Below are 14,088 nucleotides of genomic sequence, written 5' to 3' on the forward strand. Positions count from 1 at the left end.
GGGCGTAGCTCAGTGGTAGAGCACAACCTTGCCAAGGTTGGGGTCGAGAGTTCGAATCTCTTCGCCCGCTCCATTCTTTCGGAATTACCGGGGGAATGGAGCGACTATATATCTCGCGAATGGGCGGGCGTAGCTCAGTGGTAGAGCACAACCTTGCCAAGGTTGGGGTCGAGAGTTCGAATCTCTTCGCCCGCTCCATTCTCGATCATCTTCTGAAAATTCAGACGCCTCTGATCAGTCCTCGCCAAGGGATTGCCGTGAGCGATTCGCGTGTCGCCGGGCGATCCGCGTTCGCCTAAGCTGCGCCTCATGACTCGCATCGCACCCTGGCGCGCCGCCCTGGCCGGCGTCTGTCTCGCCGCCCTGGTCGTTTCGGCCGTGTCAGCCGCGCCCTCCGACACCCTGACCAGCCTGGTCGCCCGTTACGAGGCGCTCGGCGCCGCCGACGAGGATCCCGATTCCGGCGGTTCGAATGAAAGCCGCTGGCGGCTGCCCGATGTCTCGCCGGCTGCGGACGCCGAGCGCTTGGCCAAGCTGAACGCGATCTCGAGCGCCCTGTCGTCGATGGACACCAAGGGTCTCTCCGACGAGGAGATGTTGACCCGCGACCTGCTGGCGTGGACCGTCAAGGACCGCATCGAGGCCGCCGGCTACGACGAGTCGCGGATGCCGTTCAGCAGCGATGGCGGCTTCGACGTCATGATGCTGTACCGCGCCAGCGGCATGAAGCTGAAGAGCGAGGCCGAGGCCAAGCGCTGGATCGGCCTGCTGAACAGCATGCCCGGCTGGTACGCGGCCAATATCGACAATGCCCGTCGCGGCGTGAAGACCGGCTTCGTCCAGGCCATTCCGACCGCCCAGGCGGTGCAAGAGCGCGCCCAGCGCGCCGTCGCCACGCCGCTGGCCGATGATCCGCTGATGACGCCGCTGCGCGGCCTGCCGGCCACTATCCCGGAGGCGACGCGCGCGGCGCTGGTGGCCGAGGGCGAGAAGGCGATGACCGACAAGGTCGCCCCGGCCCGCGCCACCTTCCTCAAGTTCATGAACGACGAGTACGTCCCGCACGCGGCCAAGAGCCTGGCGGCCTCGGACCTGCCAGACGGCAAGCGCTACTACGCCTTCCTGGCCCGCCGGCACACGACCACCACCCTGACGCCGGACCAGATCCACGACATCGGCCAGTCCGAGGTAGCCCGCATCCGCGCCCGTATGCAGGAGACCATGAAGGCCGCCGGATTCCAGGGCGACCTGCCGGCCTTCCTGGCCATGCTGCGCAAGGATCCGCGCTTCTACGCCACCAGCCGCCAGCAGTTGCTGGAGAAATCCAGCGAGATCGCCAAGCGCGCCGACGATCAGTTGCCAGCCCATTTCGGGATCCTGCCGCGCCTGACCTACGGCGTGCGGCCGGTGCCGGCCAGCATCGAGAAGGGCTACACCACCGGCCGCTACTTCGGCGGCGACGCCAAGGTCGGTCGCGCCGGCGGGCTGATGATCAACACCTCGGAGTTGGACCAGCGACCGCTGTACGAACTGCCGGCCCTGGTGCTGCATGAGGGCGCGCCCGGCCACCATATCCAGATCTCTCTGGCCGCCGAGCAGATCAATGTTCCGGAGTTCCGCCGCAACCTCTACTTCACCGCGTTCGGCGAGGGCTGGGGCCTCTATTCGGAATGGCTGGGCGAGGAGATGGGGATCTATCGCGACCCCTACGAGGTCTTCGGCCGCCTGTCCTACGAGATGTGGCGCGCCTGCCGCCTGGTGGCCGACACCGGCATGCACTGGAAGGGCTGGACCCTGGAGCAGGCCCGCGCCTGCTTCACCGACAATACGGCCCTGTCGCCGACCAATATCGAGGTCGAACTCAAGCGCTATGTCTCCTGGCCCGGCCAGGCCCTGGCTTACAAGATCGGCGAGCTGAGGCTTCTGGACCTGCGCAAGCGGGCCGAGGCCAGGCTGGGCGACAGGTTCGACGAACGCGGCTTCCACGATGCGGTGCTGCTGCACGGCTCGCTGCCGCTGGCGGTGCTGGAGACCCGGATCGACGCCTGGATCGACCAGCAATCCCAGGCCCAACCGGCCAAGAAGAAGGACTGAGCGTGGCCAGGATCACAGTGCTGGGCGAGTGCATGGTCGAGCTCTCGCCAGAATCTTCACCGGAGAATGGGAGCGCCGACAGTATCTATCGAATGGGTTTCGCCGGCGACACCTTCAACACGGCCATCTACATGGCGCGGCTGGGTGATGAGGTCGCCTACTGCACGGCGCTCGGGCAGGGCGATCCGTTCAGCGAGGGCGTACTGTCGGCCATGCGCCGCGAGGGGATCGATACGCGGTTGGTCCGCCAGGTCGAGAACCGTCTGCCGGGCCTCTACGCCATCGTCCTGGACGAGCACGGCGAGCGGAAGTTCCACTACTGGCGCGAGCGGGCCCCGATCCGCGACCTGTTCTCGGCCCACACCGCCGACCAGCTGATCGAGGCGGCCAAGGCCAGCGGCCTTGTCTACCTGTCGGGCGTGACCCTGGCGGTGGTCGGTGACATCGGCCGGGCGCGGCTGAAGGACATTCTGGCCTATGTCCACTCGCTGGGCGTCGCCGTGGCCCTGGACTTCAACTACCGCCCGGCCCTGTGGCCCAGCCCCGAGGCCGCGCGCGCGGCCCTGGACGGCGTCGTGCCGTCGTGCCGCTACATCTCGCTGAGCAGCGAGGACAGCCGCCCGCTCTACGGCCGCGAGGCCGAGGATCTGGCCGCCGAATGGGCCCTTGCCGGCGCCGAGGTGGTGGCCCGCGACGAGAGCCACGCGGTCAATGTCCACCAGCCGGAAGGCCGCACGGCGACGCCACCGCCGGGCCGGGTGAAGGCCGTCGACACCACGGGGGCAGGGGACAGCTTCAACGCCGCCTACCTGTCGTCGCGGCTGGAGGGGCTCCCCATTCCGGAAGCGGTGCGGCGCGCGCACGCGCTGGCTGCGCTGGTGGTCTCGCACCGAGGTGCTATCCTGCCATATGGTGTCGCCCTCGAAGGCGTCTAGTTATCCAGAAGTCCCATGCGTGAGTTCGATCTCAACGCCGACCGCCTGCAGTCGGCGCTGACCAAGCGCTTCCTGATCCCCGCGCTTCCCGCTCTTGAGGCGACGTTCCTGGCCCTGCGCGGCGAGACCGACCAAGCCTTGGCGGTTGAAGCGTGCGGACGCTACGGCAAACCCTACCCCTATGGCATGTGCCTGGAGATCACGATCGATGTCCTGTCGCGGCTGAACGCACGGCCCGCCAAGCCCCGATCGGCGGGTGAGCGGGCGCTGAAGGCATTCTTCGACAACGGCGGCCAAGGGCGGATGGTCTGGGGCGCTCTGCGCGATCGGTATTTCCAGAACGCGATCCAGTTGGGCGCGCTGTATGTCGATGTGTCGAACGACACCGTCGACGTGCGGAAGGCCAAGGTCGAAATCCTGCCGATGAAGGAGTCGGGACTGGCCCTGGTGCGGGACGCCGCGCACTTCGTTCGGATCGCCAGCGGCTACTGGGATATGGCCTTCTACGCCAACACGGCCTTGCCGTCGCTGGCCCCGGCGTTCCCGATGATCGCGGTCGACCGGAAGGGCGGGATCCAGATCCAAGCCAAGACCAGCTACATGATGCGCCTGTTCGGCGCTGACGGCTTTCACCTGGCGGAACAGTGGTTGCGGGAGGGGCCGCCCGCGCCGTTCACGGTGACCCAGGCGGTGCGAGACGCTTGTTCGCCGGACCTTCTGGCGGCCAACCCCAGGGTCGGGGCGGACGAGGCCATTCGCGCTTGCGAACGCCTGCGCCTTGCCGGGACGGTCGTGGATGACGCCTGGTTGTTAGGCATGCAGGCGCTGTTCGACCAGGCGCCCGCGACGCGAATCGCCCTTCCGACACCCGTCGCCGAACGGGGTGTGATCGCGGACGAACGACGGACGAATGCCCGTCCGATTGCGGGTGTAGAGGCTATCGCAGCATAGGGAAATCAAAGCCTTAGGCGCGTAAAGTTTGAGTGAAATAGGAATATCTTCCTCTCTCTATGAAAATATACCTATAGTAGTCCTCGCCCGCCGCGCTCGCGGCAGGGAGGAGAGGACGCCATGTTGGTTGAAGCCCTTGAGGACATCTGGGCGATTACGCCCGATCCCCGCCGCGACCGCCTGACGGTCGGCTTTGTCACCCATCTCGTTTCCCTGGCCACCGGGGTGCCGGCGGTCGAGATCAGCGCGCCCCGGCGCGCCACCCACGCCGCCGTCCGCGCGCGGCAACTGGCCATCTACCTGACCCACATCACCTTCCACTGGTCGCTGGCGCGGGTGGCCTTCGCGTTCGGCCGCGACCGCACCACCTGCGGCCACGCCTGCCGCAAGATCGAGGACATGCGCGAGGACGTGACCTTCGATCGCCGCCTCTCGGACCTGGAAGCCTGCCTTCGGCAGGCGCCGGCCCATGCCGAGGAGATCCCGGCGTGAGCGCGGCCCCCGACGAGGTCTTCGAGGCGGAGCTGGAAGCCCGCCGTCTGGCCGACCGCGCCATGCGGCTGTTGTCTCGTCCCGGCGCGGTGGTCGAGGCGAGGGGACCGGGCTACGGCGTGCGCCTGGGCGCCAGCCGACGTCGCTGCGTGATGCTGACCCTGGACGAGGCGGCGTTCCAGGCGTTGGCCCGCGAGGCCACGCTAAGGCCGCGCGCCCAGGGCGGCTGGACGATGACGGCGCGGCCGGAGCCTGTCGCGCCGCCGCCGCCACCCGGACGGCCGGGCGTGATCGAGGCGGAGGTCGCCGGCCCCGGCGGCCCGGTGCGGCGCAATCTCGGCGAGTCGCCGATCGCCTGGCTGGCGCGTCGTCGCGATGGGGACGGTCAGCCCTGGCTGACGCCGATCGAAGCCGCCGCCGGCGAGCGGCTGCGCGAGGAATTCGAGAGCCTGGGGACGCAAGGTCGGATGACCATGCGCTGGGACGCGACGCCTCGCGTCGACGGCGGCCGCTCCGGCCTGGCGCCGGCTGAACGCGACATCGCGACCCGCGAGCGGATCACCAAGGCGCTGGCGGCGGTGGGCCCGGGGCTGCGGGAAATCCTTGAGCGAGTCTGCTTGCTCGGCTCGGCGCTGGAGACGGCCGAGCGGTCGCTGAAGCTGCCGCGCCGGGCGGGCAAGACGGTCCTGAAACTCGCCCTGCAGCGCCTGGCGCGGCACTATCGGATGGCGTGACGTGAGCGCGTCAGGCGAAGTGTGGGCGGTTCGCCGCCCGGACGCGCTCCAGACAAACGGTTAGCGGTTGCCGCCGGCCACGGCGATGATCTCGCCGGTGATCCAGAAGCTTTCCGGCGAGGCCAGGAAGGTCGCCACCGGCGCGATATCCGACGGCTGGCCCAGGCGGCCGAGCGGGGTCTGGGCGATCATCTGGGCCTCCAGATCGCTGCCGATGATGCCCACGGTGTGGGTGCCTTCGGTCTCGACCGCGCCGGGCGAGATGGCGTTGACGCGGATCTTGCGCGGACCCAGCTCCTTGGCCAGGACGCGGGTGATGGAGTCCACCGAGGCCTTGGTGGCGGTATAGACCGAGGCCGTCGGGATATCGACGGTGGTCGCCGCCGAGCTGATGTTGATCACGCTGCCGCCATCGGCGCCGAAGCGCTTGGCCGCTTCTTGGGTGGCCAGCAGCAGGCCCAGGACGTTGATGTTGAACTGGCGATGGAAGTGTTCCTCGGTGACCTCTTCCAGGGCGGCGAATTCATAGACGCCGGCGTTGTTCACCAGGATGTCGACGCCGCCGAACGCCTTGTGGGTCTCGTCGAACAGCCGAGTGACATCGGCGCTCTTGGCGACGTCGCCGTGGACCGCGATCGCCTTGCCGCCCGCCGCAATGATCTCGGCTGCGACCTTGTCGGCGCCCTCACGGCTGGAGGCGTAGTTGACGGCGACCGCCGCGCCTTCGGCGGCCAGGGCCTTGGCGATGGCCGCGCCGATGCCCTTCGAGGCGCCCGTGACGACGGCGGTCTTGCCAGCAAGCTTGCTCATGATCTCTCTCACTCTTCGGCGCCCAAACGGCGCATGCTTCGACATTTAGATAATCATCGAAGTGATTCAATGAGCGAGGCTCGAGAGATTTTCTGACGGGCTGTCGGGTTCGCCCGCCAAGCATGGCCTTGATGCGGCCATGCGTGACGATGAAAGTGGCGTGGTCCCACCACCAAGAGCCTCAAATGTCCGGCAATGCTCAAACCCGTCGGGCCGCGATCGGCGGCGCCGCGCTGTCGATAGCCTCGGCCAGCTCCCTGGCAGCCCTCGCCGCGCCACGCGTCGCCGTCGGGACGGGCCTGGAGACCGGAGCGATCCGGGCCATCGGCGTTGAGACGGCGCGGACGGACTATCGGGGCCATCCCGCCCTGCGCGCCACGGCGTTGGAAAACGTCCCCGAGCTCGACCGGCTGGTGGTGCTGGACACGCCCGCCTTCGGCGACGGCGTCATCGAAGCCTGGATAAGCGGCGCCCCGAGCGTGACAGCCAGCGCCACGGCGCGAGGCTTCGTGGGCGTGGCCTTTCGGGTGCGCGAGGAAGCCAAGCTGGAGGCCATCTATCTGCGTCCGACCAACGGCCGGGCCGACGACCAGTTACGCCGCAACCATGCCGTCCAATACATCTCGCACCCCGACTATCCCTGGGAGCGGCTGCGCGCCGAAGCCCCAGCCATGTACGAGACCTATGTCGATCTCGAACCTGGTCGGTGGACGCACGTGCGAATCGTGGTGTCGGGCCCCAAGGCCCGGCTACATGTCGACGGTGCCGAGCAGCCGACCCTGATCGTCGGCGACCTCAAGCACGGCGCCGACGCCAAGGGCGCCGTGGCGCTCTGGATCGGCCCCGGCACGCTGGCCCATTTCAGCGGCGTGCGGGTCACGTCTAGGGCGTAGAGAGGATCAAGCGCTTCAGCACGACAGCATGGCGATGGCGGCGATGGTCCGCGAAACGATCGCGGCTGGATGCGACCTACGATGCGGCCATGCGGGCCTCGGTGTTTGAGCCGCCCGGCATGTCGCACACGCCCTTCAAATAAGCCAAGGCTCCGGCAGACGACCATGCCTCCCCGCAGCCCTGCTATTTAGAAGAGCCTATCGCGCCGTCTTCATATCTCCGCCAGCTGGGCGAGGTAGGCGTTGAGGACGTCGCGCTGCAGGATCAGGAACGCGAACTTGCCCTGGCGGCAAATGCGGATCAGGCCGGCCGTCTCGAGCTCCTTCATGTGATGCGAGAAGGTGGCGGCGCTGACCGCCACGTGCTGGGCGAGCGCCCCGCAGGCCGTTGGTGCGCTGTTGGCGCCGACCTCCTTGAGAATCTGGCGTCGACGCGGCTCGGCCAGGGCCTTGGCGATCAGATTGACCTGGCGTTCATCGAGAACGGGGCGCGACGCGTCTTCCATGGCCTTCATATGCGATCGGTCGAGCGCGGAGGCAAATCCCCATGCGAAAGGGCGAGACCTTTCGATCCCGCCCTTTGCCGTTCTGGCGCTGAACCTAGTGCTTCAACGACAGCTTGAGATCGCGCATCTGATCGTGGCCGGACTTCACCGAGGTCCAGGCCTTTTCGATGACCGTGCGGGTCTGGGCGTCGACGTCGGTGTCCTGCAGGGCCTTTTCGTACTTGGCCTTGATGTGGTCCTCGCCGGCCTCGACCTCGTTGACCACGGCCTCGTCGCCCTTGGTGATCGAGTCCTTCAGGTTCAGGAAGACGCGGTGGGCGGCCGCCAGGATGGTGCCGTCGTCCTTGGCCTCGCCGCCCAGGCGGCGAACCTCGTCCTGCAGTTCCGAGGCGATAGAGCGGCGTTCCTGGGCGCGGCGCTCGAACAGATCCTTGTAGCGCGAGGCGTCGGCGTCCTTGGCGGCCTCGGCATAGCCATCGGCGCTGTCGATGGTGGTTTCGACCAGGCCATTGACGAGTTTGATGTGGTCTTCGTTCGTATGCATGGGGCTCTCCTAGAGAAGGGGAGCCGGGTCAACGCGGGGCGACGGCGAAGCGTTCAGCTTGGCCTTGAAGGAAAAGTGGCGCCGACGTGATCGATGCCCAGGGCCTCGCAATGCCGGGCCTGGCGATGGCGCTCGGCGGCGCGGGCCTTCTGTTCTTCGCTGCGCTGGTCGTGGCAGGCCGGACAGGCGACGCCTTCGACATACAGCGGTGAGGTCTGGGCCTCCACGCTGACCGGCATCCGGCAGCCGCGGCACAGGACGTGAGCGCCTTGCGACAGGCCGTGACCGACCGCGACCCGCTCGTCGAACACGAAGCATTCGCCGCGCCACAGGCTTTCGGGTTCGGGCACCTGCTCCAGATAGTCGAGAATGCCGCCCTTGAGGTGGAACACCTGCTCGACCCCCTCGGCCTTCAGGAAGGCGGTCGACTTCTCGCAGCGGATGCCGCCGGTGCAGTACATGGCCACCTTCAGCGGCGGGGCGTCCGGGCCACGCTTGGCCTCCAGGCCCGCGCGATAGTCGCGGAACCAGGCGGGGAATTCCGAGAAGCTGGCCGTCTTGGGATCGACCGCGCGCGCGAACGATCCGACGGCGACCTCGTAGTCGTTGCGGGTGTCGATCACCACGACGTCGGGATCGGCGATCAGGGCGTTCCAGTCGGCGGGCTCGACATAGGTCCCGGCGTCGGTCGGATCCAGGTCCGGCTCGCCCAGGGTGACGATCTCTTTCTTGAGGCGGACCTTCATCCGGTAGAACGGCATGCGCTCGGCCCAGGCGGTCTTGGGCGTCAGATCGGCGCAGCCGGGCAGGGCGCGGATGTGCTCCAGCACCGCCTCGATGGCGGCGTCCTCGCCGGCGATGGTGCCGTTGAGACCCTCGCGGGCCAGCAGCAGGGTGCCCTTGACGCCGAGGCGACAGCACAAGGCCGCCAGAGGCCCCTGGATCGCCGCCGGATCCTCGAACCGCGTGAAGCGATAGAGCGCCGCGACGCGATACTCAGCCAAGGCGGGGCGTCCCAAGGGCTTCCTGGGCGTCGCGCCGGATGCGGGCGACCATCGACTTCAGGCCGTTCGAGCGTTGCGACGACAGGGCTTCGGACAGGCCCAGCTTGTCCATCGCGCCCTTGGCGTCGAAGGCGACGATATCGGCGGGCGTGCGGCCGGAATAGAGGCGCAGCATGATGGCGACCAAGCCGCTGACGATATGGGCGTCGCTGTCGCCCTTGAACGCCAGGGTCCCGTCGGCCTGGGGTAGGGTGACCAGCCACACCTGGCTGGCGCAGCCGCGCACCTTGTTGTCTTCCGAGCGCTCGGCGTCGGTCAGGGGCTCCAGTTCCTTGCCCAGCTCGATCACGTAGCGATAGCGCTCTTCCCAGTCGCCCAGGAGCTCGAACTCGTCGGCGAGGTCGTTGAGGGCGGCGTCAATCGGACTGGTCATGGCGGCCAATTAGGGGGCGCGCCGGTTCAAGGCAAGCTTGCGCCTACGCGACGGGAAGGATGAGCCGCGCCAGGAACCCCGCGCCCAGGCTGGACGACAGCTTCAGCTGCCCGCCCATGGCCCGCGACAGCAGGTCGACGATCGGCAGGCCCAGGCCGACGCCTTCGTTGGAACGGGTCAGGGCCGAGCCGCCCTGTTCGAACGGTTGCAGCAGGCGCGGCAGCTCGGCGCTCTCCACGCCGGGGCCCTGGTCGCGGATGGTGATCTCGATCTCGCCGCCGATCTTGCCGGCGGCGACATGCACGACTCCCCCGGCGGGCGAGTGCGTAACGGCGTTCTGCAGGAGATTGGTAAGCATGGTCCGCAGGCCGCGACTATCGGCGATGACCGCCGGCAGGGCGCCCTGATTGACCACGTGGACGATGACGTCGCGGCGTCGGATCTCGGCCCTCAGGCCGTCGATCACGTCGTCCAGCGCTTCGTCCAGAGGCTCGGGCGTCATCTCGATGTCGGTGACGTGACCCTCCAGGCGGGCGATCTCGACGATCTGGTTGACCAGCTTCAGGAGCTTCATGCCGCTTTCGTGCACGATACCCGCATATTCCTTGTACTGCGGGTTCCCGAGCGGTCCGTAGAGTTCGTGCGAGAGGATCTCGGAGAAACCGATCACGGCGTTGAGCGGGGTGCGCAGTTCGTGGCTGACCATGCGCAGGAACGACCGCTTGCGATCGTCGAGGGCCAGGCGGCGGCGCTCGTTCGCGGCCGCCCGGCGATCGGCCGAGTCGGAGTCCGCGAAGGTGCGGTCGGACAGCGTGTCCAGGGACACCGGTTCTGGCATGACGGACTCCCGGACCTTCTGTCCGTAGTGACTTCGGACCCGGAGGATGCCGGCTCGCGCTTACGATTCCGTTTCCGTCCACAGCGCTTCCACGAGGAAAGATCGCTTAACGATTGTGCGGCCTTGGAGGGAAGGGCTCCCTCGCGTTAAGGTTTGACGACGGCGCCTCCCCGCCGCGCTTGCAAGTCGACCGGCCCTTGGAATTCGAAACGCTTCCAGACCCGATCCGACGCCCCGCCCCCCAGGCGGGGTTGGACCCCGCGCATGCATGGCGTCTGGGCTGGCTGGCGGCCATCTGCCTGGCCGCGGCCGCGACGTTGTTCGCCAACAGCGCCGGCGGCTGGCCCGTCTGGGCGGCCCTGGGCGCCGGCGCGGTCCCGGCCCTTGTGGCCTTGGTCTTCTCACGCGACGACGAGCGCACCCAGTCGGTGCTGCTGGTTTTGTGGGCCGTGGGCGGCTCGCTGGCGGCGGTGCTGACGGGCGGAGTCTCCGGCGCCATGGCGGCCTGGTGCCTGGCGCCCGTCGCGGCGGCCTCGACCCTGGACCAACCCAAGCGTCTGGCCGAGGGCGCGGCCCTGGCCCTGATCGGCGGCTGCGTCGCCGCCCTGACCCAGCTTTCGGGCCTGGCCCCGCCGGCCCCGACGGGCCCGGTGGCCTTCGTGCTGGGCTTTCTGGCCCTGGTCACCACGGGCCTCGGCCTGGCCGCGGGCCTCTTGATCGGTCGCCGCCGCCAGGGCGCGCGCGACGACCGCTATGCTTCCGAGATCATCGGGCTTGAGAGCCTGCTGGACGGCCTGCCGCAGCTGGCGATCGCGATTCGCGGGCAAGGCCAGGTGACCGCCGTGCGCGGCGCGCCGCCGCGCGGCGTCACGACTGTCGACCTCGTCAATCGTGGCCTGACAGGCGCGGCCGCCCCGGGTGATCGCCAGCGGCTGACCGCCGCCATCGCCGCCGCCCACCGCGAGGGCGTGGCCAGCCTGACCTTCAACCCGGCCCTGGGCGTCGAGCGCACTGTCGCCCTGGATCTGGCCCGCATCGCGCCCAATCAACTGGTGGGCTTGCTGCGCGACGTCACCGTCGAGCGAAACCGCGAGACCGCTCTGGATCAGGCTCGCGTCGACGCCGAGGCCCTGGCCGCCGGCCGCGCTCGCTTCCTGGCCAACATGTCCCACGAGCTGCGCACGCCGCTGAACGCCATCATGGGCTTCTCGGACATCATGCGCGCCAGGATGTTCGGCCCCCTGAGCGACCGCTACGCCGAATATGCCGAGTTGATCCACGAGAGCGGCGGACATCTGCTGGACCTGATCAACGACGTGCTGGACATGTCGAAGATCGAGGCCGAGCGCTTCGAGTTGCAGCGCGGCGTGTTCGACGCTCGCGAGGCGGTGCAGGCGGCCATGCGCCTTTTGCGCGTCCAGGCCGACGGCGCCGGCGTCCAGTTGCGTGGCGTGCTGCCGCCGGGCGAGCTGGAGGTCGACGCCGACCGCCGCGCCCTGAAGCAGATCGTGCTGAACCTCGTCTCCAACGCCCTGAAGTTCACCCCGCGCGGCGGCCAGGTGACGGTCACGGCCCACGGCTATGACGGCGTGCTGGAGATCATCGTCGCCGACACCGGCGTCGGCATCAGCCCCGAGGACCTGGAACGCCTGGGTCGTCCCTATGAGCAGGCCGGCGGCGTCGAACAACGCGCCAAGGGCACGGGCCTGGGTCTGTCCCTGGTCCGCGCCTTCGCCAAGCTGCACGGCGGCGAGATGACGATCGAGAGCCGCCTGGGCGCGGGCACCAGCGTGGCGGTGCGCCTGCCGGTGCTGCTGGCGCCTCTGAAATCGGTGACGCTGGAAACCCTGACCGAGCCCGCGCCGCCGGCCGAAACCCCGATCGAGGGCGAGCCCAAGCCCGCGCCGACCGCCCTGGGCGACAATGTCATCGCCTTCGCGCCGCGCTGATCAGCGCAGGAACGCGCAGCCCGCCGCGAAATCGCCCACCTCGATATAGGCCTTGCGGGTGACCTCGTCGCCGCCGCGGCCCTGGAACACGAACTCCACCGTGACCGCCTCGCGCGGATCCAGCTTCAACATGGAGTCGATCGCCGCCGGCGGGAAACGGAAGGCTAGGCCGGTCTTGGCGCTGGTCGGCAGCAGGGTGAGGGGCGATTCCTCGCGGGTCTGGGCGGCGAACACCAGGCTGGCGTTACGCGGCGCGACCTTGGCCGCCAGGTTCCGACCCGCGTTGGAGGCGATGTAGGGGCCCAGGGTCCGGCTCGTGTCCCGCATGATGATCCGCGCCGCATAGGGGCGTTGGCCGTTGTCGAAGGTCGCCACCGCCGTCAGCGCCAGGTTGCGGCCCACCAGGCCGAACATCAGACGGTCGCCGCCGAAGGTCGCTGGCTGCGACAGCCGCCAGACGGGGATGGTCGCCGACACCGAGCGCTCGGCCTTCCAGGACGCGACATCGCCCGGATAGGTCATGGCCAGCATCTGGGTATAGCCTTCGAAGGCCTTTTTCACCCGCGAGGCGGCCAGGATCAGGTCCTTGGAATCGCAGGCCGCGCCAGCGGCCTTGGCGCGGGCGCGCTGCTCCAGGGCGGTGACCTGCAGTTCGCTGGCGCCGGAGCGCAGGGTCGCACCGCGCGCCTGGGCGCGCGAGGCGTCAAGGGCGACCGAGACGGTAGGCGTGAACAGCCTGCAGCGACCGTCGGCCGCGGTCATCAGCGTGCGTTCGTAGAGCTGGTCGGCGGCGTTGGCGTACAGCGCCGTCGGAACGGCCACGACCGTCAGACCGATCAACACCCCGATCCATCGCGCCCAGCGACCTTTCTGGGGCGTCCCGAAGCGCGATAGCCGAAAGTGGAAGCCGGTTTCGGCGGCCATCGCGCGTCAACTCCTGGAAATTCCGCTCTCTCATTTAAGGGAGTGGAGGGGCGAGGTTTTCTCGTATGCTTCGAGACTTAGAGGGCGACCTATGCGCCCCGTGGGGTTGCGGTTCGGTTAGCGATGCTTCTTTCGACGGATATCTGGGTCGGCGCGTTGATCCGCCGCGCCGAACTGGGCGGCGCCTTCGCCATGGTCGCCCGCAAGGGCGACGCGCGGGCCGGGGCGGTGCTGGTCAAGATCGTCGACCGCCGGGCCGGAACCGCGCGGCTCTACAGCGAAGCCACGCGCGGTGACGGCGAGCGCTTCTGGATGCAGCCGGTCCGTTCCGAATTCGAGCCCGATCTCGACGCCTATGCGGAGCGCGCCGCCCGAATCGACCCGGACGTATGGGTGGTGGAGATCGAGGACCGTGACGGCCGTCACTTCCTGACCGAGCCGGTGGAGCCCTAGGCGCTTTCAATATCGGTGGAAGGATTGGGGAGAACTCGACTCTAGGGAGCCATTAACCCTGCTCCTAAACCGGACCTAAAGCTCATTTTGGGCATGCTGCGCGAGCTTTCGAACCCCCTCCCCAGAGTTCAGCAGCCAGTATCCGCCATGCTTTTTCTCATGAACGACGTCATTCTAAGCTTTGACGCGGCCGACCTCGCGCCCCCGATGGCGCGCGACCGTTTCGCCGCGCTGTCGCTCAACTATGTCGGCGAACTGGGCAAGGAACTGTTCGCGGAAGAGCCGCTGCTGCACCACAAGGACCGTGAGCGAGCCGAGCGCCTGGCGGCGCTGATCGTGGCCAAGGCGCCGGACGTCAATGCCGCGTTGTTCATCGCGCCGGGCCGCGGCTGCCGCAAGGAAGACGTTCAGGTTCGCTATGCGCAGCTGAGCATCGAAATCATGGCCGCGCTGCTGCAGCGCCAGAATTCCGGCGCGCTCACCAACCTGGAAGCCGATCGTCAGGTCTGGCGGCGCCTGGCCGCCTAG

At 68.2% G+C, this 14,088-nt stretch carries 16 protein-coding genes and 1 tRNA gene; 10 read left to right on the top strand and 7 right to left on the bottom strand.

The window, feature by feature from the left end; all coding sequences use genetic code 11:
* Window positions 1-123 precede the first annotated feature (123 nt).
* From AC1RNC_RS01780 to AC1RNC_RS01805, 6 genes are all read left to right on the top strand, one after another.
* Window positions 124-198, top strand: a tRNA-Gly gene (locus AC1RNC_RS01780).
* 111 nt (window positions 199-309) lie between these two features.
* On the top strand, window positions 310-2,094 hold the full coding sequence (locus AC1RNC_RS01785) for a DUF885 domain-containing protein (protein ID WP_492883221.1): 1,785 nt from the start codon (window positions 310-312) through the stop codon (window positions 2,092-2,094).
* Window positions 2,095-2,096: 2 nt separating this feature from the next.
* On the top strand, window positions 2,097-3,029 hold the full coding sequence (locus tag AC1RNC_RS01790; protein ID WP_492883223.1) for a sugar kinase: 933 nt from the start codon (window positions 2,097-2,099) through the stop codon (window positions 3,027-3,029).
* Window positions 3,030-3,044: 15 nt separating this feature from the next.
* On the top strand, window positions 3,045-3,980 hold the full coding sequence (locus AC1RNC_RS01795; RefSeq protein ID WP_492883225.1) for a hypothetical protein: 936 nt from the start codon (window positions 3,045-3,047) through the stop codon (window positions 3,978-3,980).
* A gap of 120 nt (window positions 3,981-4,100) precedes the next feature.
* Window positions 4,101-4,472, top strand: a complete 372-nt coding sequence (locus AC1RNC_RS01800; protein ID WP_395442938.1) for a helix-turn-helix domain-containing protein — start codon at window positions 4,101-4,103, stop codon at window positions 4,470-4,472.
* 62 nt (window positions 4,473-4,534) lie between these two features.
* Complete coding sequence (locus AC1RNC_RS01805) at window positions 4,535-5,206, top strand: DUF6456 domain-containing protein (RefSeq protein WP_492884370.1); 672 nt, start codon at window positions 4,535-4,537, stop codon at window positions 5,204-5,206.
* 60 nt (window positions 5,207-5,266) lie between these two features.
* On the opposite strand, the gene AC1RNC_RS01810 is transcribed toward AC1RNC_RS01805, so the two are convergent.
* Entirely contained in the window at window positions 5,267-6,016 is a 750-nt protein-coding gene (locus AC1RNC_RS01810) for a glucose 1-dehydrogenase (RefSeq protein ID WP_492883228.1), read from the bottom strand.
* Window positions 6,017-6,201: 185 nt separating this feature from the next.
* On the opposite strand from AC1RNC_RS01810, the gene AC1RNC_RS01815 reads away from it, so the two are divergent.
* Window positions 6,202-6,909, top strand: coding sequence for a hypothetical protein (locus tag AC1RNC_RS01815; RefSeq protein ID WP_492883230.1), 708 nt, complete (start codon window positions 6,202-6,204; stop codon window positions 6,907-6,909).
* A gap of 212 nt (window positions 6,910-7,121) precedes the next feature.
* On the opposite strand, the gene AC1RNC_RS01820 is transcribed toward AC1RNC_RS01815, so the two are convergent.
* The 5 genes from AC1RNC_RS01820 to AC1RNC_RS01840 all read right to left on the bottom strand — a co-directional run bounded on the left by AC1RNC_RS01820 (window position 7,122) and on the right by AC1RNC_RS01840 (window position 10,234).
* Complete coding sequence (locus tag AC1RNC_RS01820) at window positions 7,122-7,415, bottom strand: ArsR/SmtB family transcription factor (protein ID WP_492883232.1); 294 nt, start codon at window positions 7,413-7,415, stop codon at window positions 7,122-7,124.
* A 94-nt stretch (window positions 7,416-7,509) separates the two neighbouring features.
* Window positions 7,510-7,959 carry a PA2169 family four-helix-bundle protein gene (locus AC1RNC_RS01825; protein WP_492883234.1) on the bottom strand — a complete coding sequence of 150 codons (450 nt, stop codon included), beginning with the start codon at window positions 7,957-7,959 and terminating at the stop codon, window positions 7,510-7,512.
* Between the two features lie 53 nt (window positions 7,960-8,012).
* Entirely contained in the window at window positions 8,013-8,963 is a 951-nt protein-coding gene (gene trhO, locus AC1RNC_RS01830) for an oxygen-dependent tRNA uridine(34) hydroxylase TrhO (protein ID WP_492883236.1), read from the bottom strand.
* Window positions 8,956-9,396: a SufE family protein gene (locus AC1RNC_RS01835; RefSeq protein WP_492883238.1), complete on the bottom strand. Its 441-nt coding sequence runs from the start codon at window positions 9,394-9,396 to the stop codon at window positions 8,956-8,958. The genes trhO and AC1RNC_RS01835 overlap by 8 nt, the downstream gene beginning before the upstream one ends.
* A gap of 43 nt (window positions 9,397-9,439) precedes the next feature.
* A complete protein-coding gene (locus AC1RNC_RS01840) occupies window positions 9,440-10,234 on the bottom strand; it encodes a sensor histidine kinase (protein WP_492883240.1) in 795 nt (264 codons plus the stop codon).
* Between the two features lie 197 nt (window positions 10,235-10,431).
* Between AC1RNC_RS01840 and divJ the strand changes: the two genes are divergently transcribed.
* Entirely contained in the window at window positions 10,432-12,183 is a 1,752-nt protein-coding gene (divJ, locus tag AC1RNC_RS01845) for a cell cycle sensor histidine kinase DivJ (RefSeq protein WP_492835131.1), read from the top strand.
* Here divJ and AC1RNC_RS01850 read toward each other — a convergent pair whose 3' ends face one another.
* The gene (locus AC1RNC_RS01850; protein WP_492883242.1) at window positions 12,184-13,107 is read right to left on the bottom strand and encodes a hypothetical protein; all 924 of its coding nucleotides are present in this window, start codon (window positions 13,105-13,107) and stop codon (window positions 12,184-12,186) included. It lies immediately after the preceding gene.
* A gap of 123 nt (window positions 13,108-13,230) precedes the next feature.
* Between AC1RNC_RS01850 and AC1RNC_RS01855 the strand changes: the two genes are divergently transcribed.
* Together AC1RNC_RS01855 and AC1RNC_RS01860 are read left to right on the top strand one after the other, a co-directional pair.
* Window positions 13,231-13,560: a DUF1491 family protein gene (locus AC1RNC_RS01855; protein WP_492883244.1), complete on the top strand. Its 330-nt coding sequence runs from the start codon at window positions 13,231-13,233 to the stop codon at window positions 13,558-13,560.
* Window positions 13,561-13,707: 147 nt separating this feature from the next.
* Entirely contained in the window at window positions 13,708-14,088 is a 381-nt protein-coding gene (locus tag AC1RNC_RS01860) for a hypothetical protein (protein ID WP_492836067.1), read from the top strand.

Source organism: Caulobacter sp. GW822-FHT01G02, assembly GCF_058802865.1.

What these genes read in the sequence shown, in the direction of transcription:
- AC1RNC_RS01785 (WP_492883221.1), top strand. Translation starts at nt 310, where the DNA reads ATGACTCGCATCGCACCCTGGCGCGCCGCCCTGGCCGGCGTCTGTCTC.
- AC1RNC_RS01795 (WP_492883225.1), top strand. Translation starts at nt 3,045, where the DNA reads ATGCGTGAGTTCGATCTCAACGCCGACCGCCTGCAGTCGGCGCTGACC.
- AC1RNC_RS01800 (WP_395442938.1), top strand. Translation starts at nt 4,101, where the DNA reads ATGTTGGTTGAAGCCCTTGAGGACATCTGGGCGATTACGCCCGATCCC.
- AC1RNC_RS01805 (WP_492884370.1), top strand. Translation starts at nt 4,535, where the DNA reads ATGCGGCTGTTGTCTCGTCCCGGCGCGGTGGTCGAGGCGAGGGGACCG.
- AC1RNC_RS01810 (WP_492883228.1), bottom strand. Translation starts at nt 6,016, where the DNA reads ATGAGCAAGCTTGCTGGCAAGACCGCCGTCGTCACGGGCGCCTCGAAG.
- AC1RNC_RS01815 (WP_492883230.1), top strand. Translation starts at nt 6,202, where the DNA reads ATGTCCGGCAATGCTCAAACCCGTCGGGCCGCGATCGGCGGCGCCGCG.
- AC1RNC_RS01820 (WP_492883232.1), bottom strand. Translation starts at nt 7,415, where the DNA reads ATGGAAGACGCGTCGCGCCCCGTTCTCGATGAACGCCAGGTCAATCTG.
- AC1RNC_RS01825 (WP_492883234.1), bottom strand. Translation starts at nt 7,959, where the DNA reads ATGCATACGAACGAAGACCACATCAAACTCGTCAATGGCCTGGTCGAA.
- AC1RNC_RS01835 (WP_492883238.1), bottom strand. Translation starts at nt 9,396, where the DNA reads ATGACCAGTCCGATTGACGCCGCCCTCAACGACCTCGCCGACGAGTTC.
- AC1RNC_RS01840 (WP_492883240.1), bottom strand. Translation starts at nt 10,234, where the DNA reads ATGCCAGAACCGGTGTCCCTGGACACGCTGTCCGACCGCACCTTCGCG.
- AC1RNC_RS01850 (WP_492883242.1), bottom strand. Translation starts at nt 13,107, where the DNA reads ATGGCCGCCGAAACCGGCTTCCACTTTCGGCTATCGCGCTTCGGGACG.
- AC1RNC_RS01855 (WP_492883244.1), top strand. Translation starts at nt 13,231, where the DNA reads ATGCTTCTTTCGACGGATATCTGGGTCGGCGCGTTGATCCGCCGCGCC.
- AC1RNC_RS01860 (WP_492836067.1), top strand. Translation starts at nt 13,708, where the DNA reads ATGCTTTTTCTCATGAACGACGTCATTCTAAGCTTTGACGCGGCCGAC.